Annotated in this window: 10 protein-coding genes; 5 read left to right on the top strand and 5 right to left on the bottom strand. The window is 56.2% G+C overall.

Annotation, left to right across the window (positions count from 1 at the left end):
* The first annotated feature begins 5 nt into the window (after nt 1-5).
* On the top strand, nt 6-407 hold the full coding sequence (locus M2390_RS01575; protein ID WP_259176546.1) for a helix-turn-helix domain-containing protein: 402 nt from the start codon (nt 6-8) through the stop codon (nt 405-407).
* Here the strand turns inward: M2390_RS01575 and M2390_RS01570 are convergent.
* Nucleotides 404-946 (bottom strand): hypothetical protein, encoded by a 543-nt coding sequence (locus M2390_RS01570; protein ID WP_259176545.1) that lies wholly within the window; start codon nt 944-946, stop codon nt 404-406. The two genes, M2390_RS01575 and M2390_RS01570, sit on opposite strands and share 4 nt — an antisense overlap.
* A gap of 203 nt (nt 947-1,149) precedes the next feature.
* Between M2390_RS01570 and M2390_RS01565 the strand changes: the two genes are divergently transcribed.
* The gene (locus tag M2390_RS01565; protein ID WP_259176544.1) at nt 1,150-2,535 is read left to right on the top strand and encodes a hypothetical protein; all 1,386 of its coding nucleotides are present in this window, start codon (nt 1,150-1,152) and stop codon (nt 2,533-2,535) included.
* Nucleotides 2,536-2,566: 31 nt separating this feature from the next.
* Here the strand turns inward: M2390_RS01565 and M2390_RS01560 are convergent, their stop codons facing one another.
* On the bottom strand, nt 2,567-4,378 hold the full coding sequence (locus M2390_RS01560; RefSeq protein WP_259176543.1) for an ATP-dependent endonuclease: 1,812 nt from the start codon (nt 4,376-4,378) through the stop codon (nt 2,567-2,569).
* A gap of 203 nt (nt 4,379-4,581) precedes the next feature.
* On the opposite strand from M2390_RS01560, the gene M2390_RS01555 reads away from it, so the two are divergent.
* The 3 genes from M2390_RS01555 to M2390_RS01545 all read left to right on the top strand — a co-directional run bounded on the left by M2390_RS01555 (nt 4,582) and on the right by M2390_RS01545 (nt 6,855).
* On the top strand, nt 4,582-5,001 hold the full coding sequence (locus M2390_RS01555; RefSeq protein ID WP_259176542.1) for a hypothetical protein: 420 nt from the start codon (nt 4,582-4,584) through the stop codon (nt 4,999-5,001).
* Between the two features lie 94 nt (nt 5,002-5,095).
* On the top strand, nt 5,096-6,334 hold the full coding sequence (locus M2390_RS01550; protein WP_259176541.1) for a hypothetical protein: 1,239 nt from the start codon (nt 5,096-5,098) through the stop codon (nt 6,332-6,334).
* Nucleotides 6,335-6,579: 245 nt separating this feature from the next.
* Nucleotides 6,580-6,855 carry a hypothetical protein gene (locus M2390_RS01545; RefSeq protein WP_259176540.1) on the top strand — a complete coding sequence of 92 codons (276 nt, stop codon included), beginning with the start codon at nt 6,580-6,582 and terminating at the stop codon, nt 6,853-6,855.
* 42 nt (nt 6,856-6,897) lie between these two features.
* On the opposite strand, the gene M2390_RS01540 is transcribed toward M2390_RS01545, so the two are convergent.
* Genes M2390_RS01540 through M2390_RS01530 form a run of 3 tightly spaced genes read right to left on the bottom strand, consistent with a single transcriptional unit; the run spans nt 6,898 to nt 12,525 of the window.
* A complete protein-coding gene (locus M2390_RS01540; protein ID WP_259176539.1) occupies nt 6,898-8,292 on the bottom strand; it encodes a hypothetical protein in 1,395 nt (464 codons plus the stop codon).
* Entirely contained in the window at nt 8,282-9,526 is a 1,245-nt protein-coding gene (locus tag M2390_RS01535; RefSeq protein WP_259176538.1) for a 26S protease regulatory subunit, read from the bottom strand. Before M2390_RS01535 ends, M2390_RS01540 begins: the two co-directional genes overlap by 11 nt.
* Nucleotides 9,526-12,525, bottom strand: a complete 3,000-nt coding sequence (locus M2390_RS01530; RefSeq protein ID WP_259176536.1) for a DEAD/DEAH box helicase family protein — start codon at nt 12,523-12,525, stop codon at nt 9,526-9,528. The genes M2390_RS01535 and M2390_RS01530 overlap by 1 nt, the downstream gene beginning before the upstream one ends.
* Nucleotides 12,526-12,527 lie beyond the last annotated feature (2 nt).

Raw genomic sequence — 12,527 nt, 5'->3', positions numbered from 1 at the left:
TGAAAATGATAACCATAATCATTTTGGTCGGGGTGTTCTCCTCCTATGCAGAAGAATTAGAACAGGGGTGGAGGCTACTCGCCGAGGCGAAAAACTCTCCAAAAACCGCAAGAACTCAACAATCTCCACGATCCTTCACTCGCATCACCGACGAGAGGCTGCGCCTTATGATTGCCGATTACGAAGCTGGAGTGTCAGCATATGAGCTGGCGGATAAGTACGGGCACAACCGCGGCACCATCATGAAGCACTTTGCCGCAGCCGGTGTGCGGTCACGAGTGGCCGTGCCCACTGAGGAGGAGATATTCCGCTGGAAAGAGCTGCGGGCGGAAGGGCTCGGCTTTAAGACCATTGCGAGGCGGGTAGGGCGGAACCATAAGACGATCCGGAAGTACCTACTTGGTTAGGGTTTTCGGTAGATCGGAAGATTGAGTGGCGGTTTACCCTCCTTCTTTCTTTCTTCGTTCATGAGGTGCTCGGCAACTCCGAGCACTATCTTGACGTACTGATCTACATCAAAATTAGGCTTCATGATCGGCTGAATGTAGTGCCGTGAGTTCTTCTTTGAACCCGGGCCGGTCTTGCGTGCTCGTTGCGTGAGCCGCCTGCGATATTCAATCCCAGCCTCTTCGATACGCGGAAGAGCTTCCTCTGGATTACTGACGGAGATATCCATCGCTGCTGAGATCTGTTGGAATGCATAGAACAGTTTCGCATACGCACGACCCGCACACTGCGGAAGCGACTCGTCTCCAGTGTTGACGGTCGTGCGAGTCTCGATAATCTCAGTATCACTGCCGGTGTTGATCGTTTGATAGTACTGATGCACATCCCACTGCTCGTTTGGGGCTAACAGCCCATAGAGACTTTTCAGGTGCTCATCTTCCCAAAGCCGCTTCAGGAAACGGTGGCGCATCAGGAAATCGTTGTTCGTGAGCCGCGGCATATTCTAGATATGACTATGAGGTGGCCACTTGTGGTTGTCAATAGGAGAAGAGTTCCGAGGCAATCAACTGGATTTTTGGCGCGGTAGTAATGTTTGTGCTTTGCTATCCATTCCAATCGTCGTAAAATATTGACATAGAACTATATTTTTCAGACCAGTTCGGCGTATCTCCTGAGGTACTTGAAGAGTACGGCGCGTTCAATGTGAGCGTCGTCTCTGACTTGCCTGTGTTCATTGATCCATTCCTGCTATTTCATAGCGAAAAGCCCGAGTATCAGGCATTGCACGAGAGCATCGTTAATTACCTGGTATTCCTCCGAGACAAGGCGCATCCAGACCTTGACCCAGCTATTATCAAAAATCTTTACGCATTCAAAGAAGTCAAGCAGAACTGGCTCGGGTTTACTGTCTTGGGTAATGGCGGAAGCGGTTTGGGTCCTAAATTTGCACGCTCCCTGCATAAAGCCCTCGGATCAATTCTCAGTAACTTCGGTGACGAGTCCATCACACGAAGCCCTCACCTTGAGAAGCTAGCTCTTATTAGCCAAGGCGTCGGCCGCGACAACATTAGTGACTTCACTACGAACCTCATAAAGGGCTATCTGCTCGAATACACGCAGGCTTTCGCGAAGAAGTATCTAAAGCCTGAAGACTGTGGCGACTTTCCAGTGACACGCGCCGAATTTGACTACGTAACGGAAGTGTGGAAGACCAGGCGTTACTACTTGCCGAAGCTCGGCGACGACTTCGTACTCCTAACTCCTTTTGACCTCCTCACTAGCGAGGAGACGTGGATCAACCATAGTGACATGGTGAAGAACTTCACACGGCTTCCGGAGGCTATCAGTGACGAGCAGATGCGCGGTCAAATCAACATGTATTTTCGGTCCCGCTTAGGTCAAAAGCCAACCGCTAAGGATTATGCAAATGCTGCTCAAGACACGATCTGGGAATTTCCAGAGCTGGTCGACCACTACATTCGCATCCAGGAAGACTCTGGCGAAGATGCTGAGGCTATAAGTAGCGAGAAGCGACAAGACGTATATGCCGCTTTGGTTGACCAGGTAAAGCAGGCAATTCCAGACATCGAGCAACGCAGTAGTCTCTATGAAATGCCGCTCGGCAGTTATGACGAGGCCTTGGTGCGTGTAAACGCGTTTAAGGACTACATAGAGAATAATGACGGATACCGGTTAATTAACCGCAACGGGCAGCCGTTTTCCAGGGAGAGCGAAGTCCAGATTTTCTTTGGGCTTATTTGGTATCGGACTGAGTTTGATGTGAACAGGGAAGTGAACAACGGGCGCGGCCCTGTTGACTTCAAAGTGAGCAAGGGATCTCTAGACAAATCACTCATTGAGTTTAAACTTGCAAGCAACTCCGCCCTGAAACGAAACCTCGAAAACCAAGTTGCAATCTATGAAAAAGCAAACGGCGTGAAGAGATCCGTTAAAGCCATCATTTGCTACACCGCAGAGCATCACACTAAGGTCGTACACACGTTGAACGAGCTTGGGCTATCGAATGACGAGTCGATTGTCGTGATTGATGCCCGAAGCGACAATAAACCGTCTGCTTCCAAAGCCTAGCGGCCCCGAAACAGGGCATCCATTCCGGAGGCTAGGCGACTTTTGCGGATGTTTCGATAGCGGCAGACACCTGCGTTTGCGCTTCCTCGAGAAATGAAGAAATCCGGCCGAGCATCGACGCCGCGGGTGAATCTTTATAGTGCCCGTCCTGAATGACTTCTCGCAACCAGGCCGCCTTGTTTGTTTGAGGAAGTTCTGGGTGCAGGCGTTCAAGCTCACCTGACTCGAGAATGAACACGCCGAACCCTTCAAGGTACGCCAGAAGGTCACCAAAAGCAGTTACTACACCGCCGGACAATATCGACTTCCCTGCAGTTTTGAGGTCGCGCCATCCCGACTTTTGTCCCACCAATTCTTGGATCTTCCTTACGTCGCCAGCGCTAATCTCACTAGTTGTTTTACTAGAAAGAATCGCGTCAATCTCAGCTTTTATGGTAGTTCGTTTGATCTTCGTAACCCTGTTCGCTACCCAGTCAAGAATCACATTTCGAAGGGGCGAGACCCTAGCTGGATCCGCGTCAATTGTGTCTATAAGCCTGTTAAACTCATGATCATTTTGCAAAATATCAATGTCAAAAATGGCAGCTACGGGCACTGCCGTCTTGCGAAATGTACCTATGGCTTGCGCTATCCGAGCCTTGCCGCTCGCATGCGTGAAGTGAGCTTCTTGAACGAAGCCGTGGCTGTCAGCGGGCATCGACTCGACGGTTGCTCGATAATAAGTACAGTCTGAATCCGCCTCGCACAACACAACTCCCGTAGCGAATAACCCGTTGAGCATGTCGTAATGCTTCATAAGCGGGTCCTCGTAGAGCTCATGGACTACTTCAGCTGATAGTTGCGCAACATGATTGGTGTTTCCATTGCGGGTTAGCCTCGCGATAGAGACATCTGTATCGCTGCTGGACTTTGACGTCAGCCCGGCGATTATATCTTCGCTATGAGTGGCGATCAGGACTTGTGATCCGTTCCCTTGGTTGGCAAAGTCCGCGAGGAAGCGACCAAGCATTCGCGCTTGAGGTGGGTGAAGAAAAGCCTCAGGCTCATCGATGAGCACAAGTGGTGTCTGGTTTGTGATGATTGACATCACCATCCCGACAAAAGCTCTCATCCCATCTCCTTGGTCGTGCAATAACGGGAGTGAGTTAATCTCCGCTAGGTATTGTTCAGATTGAGGGCTCGTACCCTCTGACTCCAAGACCTCGCCCGCGTGAAGATTGATCATGCTTCCGGCGTAGCGATTGACGACAACACCAGTCTTAAATGCCTCCAAGGAAAGCGAGTTGAGGCGAGCTTCCATCTCCCGTTTGGAAAAGAGAATCTGCAGTGGGGAGCTTGCTATTTCTCTATAAGTGTCAAAGGAACCCGCACTATTGGTCAGTCCGAGACGCTCCTCGGCATTCAAATATCTGAAGTACAACTGGGCGAAGCGCCCTCCTAGGCCTTGCTGCGAACCCCAGTGGTTAACGATGTCGGCCAATTCAACATGTACGCCCCCAGTTATTAGCAGGTGCTGGTTGTTGACCTGTCCGTAGTTGTAGGTTCCTGGCTCACGAAGGCTGTAAGTGTCTGAAAACTCAGTGAACAGGTCTTCGGCTGTTCCTTCAAAGGCAAGCTCGAGTCCACTGATGACTTTGGGGGCGAGGGAGGCATAGTGATATTTCTCGGTGGAGATCAGATCCCGTATTTCTCGGAGGAGGGAGCTCTTACCGGTGTTGTTCGGCCCGACGATAGCCGTGACGCCGTGTGCCACACTGAGCTTTTCGCCAGAGCTGAGCATTACATGCTGGAGTGAGATTCTATTCTGCATACTGCCTATGATTATGACAGTAAGCCCCGACACGTCAACTGTTGCAACTCACGCAACACCATCGGTACATACCATTAGGGGTGGCGTGCCCATAGAAACCCTGTACCGATGACCCTCCCTGAAGAAAACGCCAACAGGGGTGGGCTGATTTCTTTCTAATGCCGACATTCACCTGGCATGTACCGATGCAATGAAAAAGACGCCCTAAAAGCGTCTTTGACCTCTATAAACTCTTAATGAAAATGATAACCATAATCATTTTGGTCGGGGTGTTCTCCTCCTATGCAGAAGAATTGCAACAGGGGTGGAGGCTACTTGCTGAGGCGAGAAACTCCCCAAAACCCGCAAGAACTCAACAATCCCTACGATCATTCGCTCGCATTACTGATGAGAAGCTGCGCCTCATGACTGCCGATTACGAAGCTGGAATGTCCGCATTTGAGCTGGCGGATAAGTATGGGCACAATCGCGGCACGATCATGAAGCATCTCTTGGCAGTTGGGGTGCGGTCGCGAGTGGCTGTGCCGACTGAGGATGAGATCTTCCGTTGGAAAGAACTACGTGCAGAAGGGTTTGGTTTCAAGACGATCGCGAGACGGGTAGGGCGGAACCATAAGACGATCCGGAAGTACCTGTCCTCGGACGAAAAACTCTAGCAACGGGGCCCCGATGAGACTCTCGATCTGTGCGGAGACTCCCCGCGGGATCTTACGTCGCTCAATTGTCAGTTGCCCGGGACAAACTAGATGCATGGACATCAGAATCAACGACGCTCAGCGACGCGTCCTCCAATGGGTCGCCGAAGGTGCTGACCTTGATAACCCACCCAGTGGTACTTTCAAGACCAGCGCCCCTGCACTTCACACCCGTGGGCTCGTCAAGCTGGACAAGCGACGTGGACATTGGAGTGTTGAGATCACTGAGGCAGGGAAGTTCTATCTCGAGCACGGGCACTACCCTGATTCTCCGGCCCCCAAGCTGCCAGATCCCACGCCTCCGTTGCCTCCCTCCTCTCCGAAACCGGCCGACGCATCATCGTCTGCTCCGCCGCAGAAACCCGCTGTTGAACCAGACGTATCGGCGAAGTCAGAACGCGTAATCAAGGACGAGAAGATCCCGATGCCGGATCAGGTCCGACGCCCTCATAAAGCCGTGAAGGAGCTCGTCGACCACAAAGCACGCCTCGACGTGCCAATCGAGCAACGACAACGAGCACTCCTCATCCTGCATGCGCTTGCGCAGGAGTCGATCCGACGTGGGTGGAAGGTAATCGCGAACCCGTCAACCTTCGAGACCGATCCATGGAACGGACGCAAGAAACGGGTCTCGCCTGGGCCGGATCTCTTCTCGATCGACGCAGGCGATTCCGCGGCGGCGATCCGCCTGCGGATGCAGCAGAAGCGCGTCGATCATGTACCGACTGAGAAGGAGCTCGCGGACGAGGCACGCTACAAGTGGCGGAGCTATCCCAAGCACGACTATGTACCGACCGAACGCATGCGCCTCGAAATCAGGTCGAGCTCGCATGACGCGCTGACTCTTGACGACACCGTAGCGACTCGTATTGAAGATAAGCTCTTGCGCGCGATCGTGAGGATTGAGCAGATGTCCGTCGATGCGCGTGATGCCGCAGAACGCCGCCGCCAATGGGAGATCCAGCGGGCCGAGGAGCAACGCCTCGCCGAAGAACTGCGGAAGCGAGCGGCTCGATACAGCAGCTGGGCGGAGACGCTCGAGCAACTCCGCACCGACTTCATCCGCCATCGCGAGCTCGCTGAGGCTGTCGCCGACCTTCGTGAAGCCGCCGACCGTCGAGGCTCCGAGCACGAGTATGCCGAAGCCCTCGCTGACTACCTCAGCTGGTCAGAGCTGCACCTCCAGGAATCCGACCCCCTCCGGCGTATCTGGCTGCCCCAGGGAGAGCGCCCCGATCTGAGCTACGACGAATGGCAGGAGTGGCAGCGGCGGAGCCCTAAACGCAACTGGTAAAGCAAACGGCGACTAAACGGTTGCCACCCAAACTGGGTGGTATAGAACGCGTCGGTCCACCGTTCCGGCGCATTCAGAGCTAAGTGTCCTTTCGAGAGTGCCTCATACTTCCGGGTCACGCTCTCGGGATCATTAAGTTCGTGGTACGAGGGCAGATCAGAGGTGCTGCGCCGGGACGCGTGCTACAGCCTCCGAGATCGGCGCGCAAAGGGAAGCACCTGCCTACCGAGACGGAGCGGGCCATTGTGACCGAGTACCAGGCAGGGCAGACGCTGAAAGCGACCGCAGCGAAGCACGGCATTCATCGCGTCACGGTCGGCCAGGTGCTCGACAGGACGGGCACAGCGAAGCGGCCGAAAGGCATGAGCCCGGGCCAAGTCGACATGACCGCCCGTCTCTACGATTCAGGGCTCTCACTCGCCGACGTTGGCGCGCAGCTCGGGTTTGACGCCGTCACTATCCGGACGATGCTTCTACAACGCGGAGTGAAGACCCGCGATTCGCACGGTCGCCGCCGGTAGACCACCCGAGAACATCGCAGTATTTGCCCGCGGACGCCGTGCTCACCAGTAGATTGCAATCACCTCAGTATCGAGTATCCGTCCAGGTTTCCTGGTTTCATCAGTCGCGGCGAGCGAAGGAGCACTTGTGGAGGCTAGGGGTGTCTGACCCCCTGGTATCAGATCAAGGCTTGCCACAGATCGAGCGTGCTGTCGAGCTTTGAGGTCGTCATCAGGTGAGGGCGCTTCCAGCCCCAGCTGACTTACGACCTGCTCTCGGACAAGGTCGAATGCTTCTCGCTGAGCAATCGCATCTGTCGCTCCTGCAGACAGCTGCGTAGCAAGTGCAACAAACTCCTGCTGGTTCTCACCGCTCCAAGAGGCTTCGTTCGGCGCAATCGCGAGCCTGTAATGCGTCAAGGCTTTCACGAGCGCGAGGTTCTGAGCCTGGGTATTCACCGGAGCGCCGCTATCCGCAGTCGGGCTTCGTATTGCGTTGATCTGGTCGACGAAGTCTGGAGCGACCTCACTAAAGAGATCTGCAAGCTTGACCGGAGTCCACTTGTCGTGCAGGCCATCTCTAGCGACGCGGGACATTATTGTGAAGCGCGCATCAGAGAACAGGACTCGCCTGATGTCCTTCCAGAACCCCAGATGCTCTGTGACCCCCGTAACGAACAGCGGTTGAGGTTCAAGTTCGAGCGCTTCCACTGCTTCCTTGTGCACGACGTACTCAATGTCATCTATGGTGACGACGACGTAGTTAACTGCCGTCGCTCTGATCGGAATGAGGCCCGTGAGGAATCGATCAAGGACCTTCATAATCGGCTCTGAGTCCCGCAGAAAGCCGAGCGTACCGTGGGTGGAGAACATGGCAGGGTACTCGTCCGCCATCGCTGACCACTCGTTCATCATCGCACCGAGTTTGAACACAGGATCGACCGCGAGTTCCACTTCAACCTCTACCAGATCTCCACGCACGAAAGACGAACCCACGGTGGCTACATTCTCCGAGGCGCCCTTAATGTCCATCGCTTGCTTGAGGGCATTAACTTGCTCAGGCGGCGATAGCTTGAACTCAAGCGGCTGCTCTCTCAACTGCTTGAAGAGTGTTTGAATTACGGCCTTACGGGAGCTCTGTGTGCTATCACTGTTGCTGGTCTGGTAGCGCGCACTCGTTTGGGCTTCCGCCTTGCCGACAAGATCATTTCCCACCGAAGCGTTCGCGTTGCCGATAAGTTCCGCTTCATCAGCTCGAGATATTGTCTGAGTGATGGCTTCTGGGATCGTATCTGTTTGCGACACAAGAAGACTATGAAGGCTCACTGCATCCAGGTACACGAACTCTCGAAGCGGAAGCTTCTTCTTTATTTGCTCTGCGTCATCTCTTCTCCTCCGACGTACTCGCCAGTCTTCGAATGACTTCTTCGGATGCCGCAGCCAGTTCTTAAGCGACATTCGCACTCTCCGTTCTCGCCCGCACAGGACGTGAGCGCACCCGCTCAAAGGCGATCGCAAGATCCTCGTCCGCAATCCTTGAACGCCGGTCACCAGCCGCGAGAAGTGCTGCTTCGGTCCAGATTGCCGTCAGCATCGCTCCTGACCAGCCGTCCGTCGCACGAGCGAGATCCTCGATCGGAAGCCAATCGTCGACCTGGAGCTCACCGGCCTTCATCTTGAGGATCTCGAGACGGTCGCGCTCGGTGGGGAGGTCGAAAGCAATCTCCCAGTCAAAGCGCCCCGGGCGCAGAAGTGCCTCATCGATATCCTCGACTCGGTTGGTTGCGGCGATAACGATCACGTTGCTGTCCGGCTTGAAGCCGTCAAGCAATGTCAACAGCTGGGCAACCACTCGCTTGGACTCGCCATTGGAATCCGAGCCCCGGCGCGCAGCGATACTATCAATCTCGTCGAAGAAGATGATGGCGCGCTCCTTCTTGGCGGCGTCCTCGAAGAGACGCCGTAGCGTTTCCTCGCTGTCCCCAACCCATTTGCTCACAACAGATGGGCCACTTACTTGATAGAAGACTGCTCCTGATACATCCGCGATGATTCGCGCCAGGTGCGTCTTCCCTGTCCCGGGTGCGCCCGTAAACAAAACTCCCTTAACAGGCTTTGCCCCAATTGCCTTTAGCTCACCAGCTCGGCCGAGCTGCGTCTCGATTAGCTCTTTCGCTCGTTCCTTAACTTCGTCATATCCGCCGAGGGCGTCGAAGGTGAGGGGCTTCTCTCCTGGTTTGACAATATACGCTGCAAGATCCTCGTCCACACCCGTCTCTCGATAACGAATAGGAGTTTTCGAGACGACGTCCACGATCCCGTCGATTTCCGTGTACTGAATCGTGTTTCCCGGTTCGACCTTGACAGTCTGCGGGCCACTTAGGATGCGCATACCACCACCGCTCGTTTCAACAACGATCTTGCTTCTATCATCGAGGATCTTCCGTATGATGCCGACGCTGCTGTCGTCAGGCCACGCCGCGCTCGGTGCCGAAAACCACTGCTGGTCTTCATTCACAAAAATCACGTCCCCGCGGTTCAGACCCACCGGTTGCGGGAAAGAAAACCGACTATTGCCGCCGTTGGGAAGTCGACCAAAGAAGACGCGACCGTCCTCGACGACATCTATGACCTTGATGAAGATCCCGTCCATCTTGGACTCGAACTCTCCGCCTGCATCCTCCTCGTCCACTAGATCCTCCATGCTCCCGGAACTGCTCGTGCGTAGTCATCGATGCCGATGGCTTCGAAGTGGCGCTTGGCGGACTTGATCTTGGCGAGTTCGGTTGGTCGGAGCTTCGAGTCGTCGAGCGTGCTCTTCGTCTCGCGGATCATGTAGATCCGGTCCTCGCCGTCCTCCTGCTTGATGATCGCCCAGTCCGGGTTGTACGGCCCGACCGGGGTGTCGATCTTGAACTTGGCGGGCAGCTTCATGAACAGCTTGATGTCCTCGCGAGAGTCGAGCAGCTCAGCGAACTGGCGCTCGACATCGGAGTCGAAGACGACGTAGTCGAAGTCGGTCTTCTGAGTGTGCTGCACCTTGTACATCTGGTCAAGGAAGCGCTCCTTCTCCTCCTCGCCGTCCCGCTGCAGCTCGCGAAGCTCGTAGACCGATCCCGCGATCCGCTCGTACTGGATGCCGTCGACCACGATCTTTGCCAGCTCACTCTGCAGGGCGCGCTTAGTCATCGCAATGAAGTCATTCGGGTTACCGATGAACTCGCCCAGCCGCTCGCTGCCGATCAGGATGTCGACGATGGTCTTGCGGGTGAGGGAGGTCGCCTCTTGGAGTTCCGTGATGATGTCGGGCAGGTCGTAGCTGCCCGCCAGAAGCTCGCGTCGCGGAGCTGAGATCTCTAGACCCTTCGCTCCGCCGCGAGTTACTTTCACTCCAGCTCTCGTTACCTCAATACGGAGAGGATCGATCGTTGGTGCTTCACGAATAGCACGCACAGCGTTCTCGATCAGCCGGTCACGACCGACCCGGACGCGGTAGGTGGTCTTCTGGGTGATCGCCTCCCAGAACTCCTCGAACTCCGGGTTTGCGTAGAGCTGCTTGTTAAGCACACGCGGCTGACGCTTGCTGACCGGCTTGACGTACTTGCCGATGTTCGCGCGCTCGACCAGCTCGATGATGATCGGCTCAGCCCAGACGAAGTCGACGGGCAGGCCAAGGTCGAAGCCGAGCTGGCTCGGCTGAAACTTCGAGGTGACCGCGCCGTCCTTGTCGATGAAGCCCTTGTCCTTGAGGTGCTCCCACACCAACACGGATCGCTGGTAGCCGAACTGGTCGTCGGTGAGCGCACCGTTCTCGTCCTGCAGCGGGATCTTCGAGAACTCAGCTCGGCGCACCCGGCCGATCTCAACCCCGGCGTCCTTGTACTCGCGTTGGAGCGCATCCGCGAACTTCGTGTACGACTCGTTCGCGACGACCGTCAGCGTCGCGACGCCACGGTCAGCAACACGGGTGTAGCCGTCGTCCGTCTTTGCGACGGGGAGGCGGAGGCCACGTCCGAGGGTCTGGCGGCGCTCAGTCTCGGCACCCATCTCACGCAGGGTGCAGATCTGGAAGACGTTCGGGTTGTCCCAGCCCTCGCGCAGGGCAGAGTGGCTGAAGATGAACCGCACGGGCTCGTTCTCGTCGAGCAGGCGTTCTTTCTGCTGCATGATCAGTTCGTAGGCGCCGTCATCAGCCTTGGTGGTGCCGGACGAGTCCTGGAAGGTCGTCGTTTTGCCGCGCTTGATCTGGGAGAAATACGCCCTGCGCAGTTCACTCGGCGCCTGCGGCAGCAGCTCCTGGTAGCGCGCGGACGTCGCACGCTCCTCGACGAAGACCTCATCGAACCACTGCACGAAGTCACCGTTCGCGTCGTCGTTGTTCGTGCCGTCACCCAGGTAGCTGGCGACCTTGTCGACGAAGAAGAGGCTGAGCACCTTAATGCCCTTGGTGCGCAGCATCGATTCCTTGCGCAGGTGCTCGCGGATGGTCTCGCGGATCATCTCCTTGTAGATCGCGCCGGCCGAGGCGCCGATGCTCTCGCCTTCGTACAGGAACCCGTGGGTGGTGAGGTCGACGTAGGCGGGCTCGATGCTCATCTCGTTGATGCGCCAGCCCTCGTAGATCGGGTTGTTCGTCAGGCGTGCATCCGACAGCTCCTGATGCTGCTTCACGCTCACGACCCGACGCTCAAGCGAGCCATCGGCCTTACGGCAGGACAGCTCCAGCCGCGCCGACCACGACGGCTCACGCCGCACCTCAACCAGCTTGATATACGGCGTCGCGTCCGCACCCTGCTGGGCCACCTCAGCCACGACGATCTGCTTCACCAGACCAAGATCGTGGGCGTCGACCGGGTCGAGCCGATAGACGACGTTGCGCTGCTTCTTGTGCGTCGCGCTATAGCGCAACGTGAACACCGGGTCGAGTTCGCCAACCGCCGACTGCGAGAGCTGCGATTCCATGTTCTGCGGCTCGTCCATGATCACGACGGGGTGGGTCGCCTTCAGATAGTCAATCGGTCGCAGCCCGTTCAGCTTGTCTCGGGTCTGATGAATGATGCGGGTGTTCGCGTTGCCACGGATCGAGTCGATCGTCATGATCAGAATCTGTACGTTCGTGGACGTTGCGAACGACTGCACCTCCTCAGCGCTCTTGCCGCTGTATATCGAGGCGTCGAAGGTGACGCCCTGCGGCTTGTAGAGGTTCTCGAAGTGCTGGCGCATGAGCCGGATGCTCGTGCTGACGCCCTCACGGATCGCGACGCTCGGCACGAGGATCACGAACTTCGTAAAGTTGTAGCGGACAGCCAGATCGAAGATGGTGCGCAGGTAGACGTAGGTCTTACCCGTACCAGTCTCCATCTCGATATCGAAGTCGAGCGCGTCGCCTGCGAGTGACGGTGCAACCTCAAGCCCATTCCGATCCTGCACTCGCTGCAGGTTTGCGAGGATTAGGTCACGGTCGAGCACCAGGCTGTTGCCGACTGCGCCGACCTCCTGGGTGAGGTCGATGTCGAGGGCGGCCTGATCTGAGTCGGGCAGTACCGCCGCACCACGCAAGGTCGTGACCAGCTTCTCGGCGTCCTTCGGCTGTCCGTCGAACAGGTCGACCACCGAGGCAATCGCATCCAACTGATATGGCTGACTGGCGTCGAACTGAAATCCTGATCCGCTCGCTGTGCTGTTCTTCATAC

The organism is Mycetocola sp. BIGb0189 (assembly GCF_024810155.1).
Taxonomy (GTDB): Bacteria; Actinomycetota; Actinomycetes; order Actinomycetales; family Microbacteriaceae; genus Mycetocola; species Mycetocola lacteus.
The sequence above is the reverse complement of the archived record's forward strand: the minus strand, read 5'-3'. Positions and strand labels throughout refer to the sequence as shown.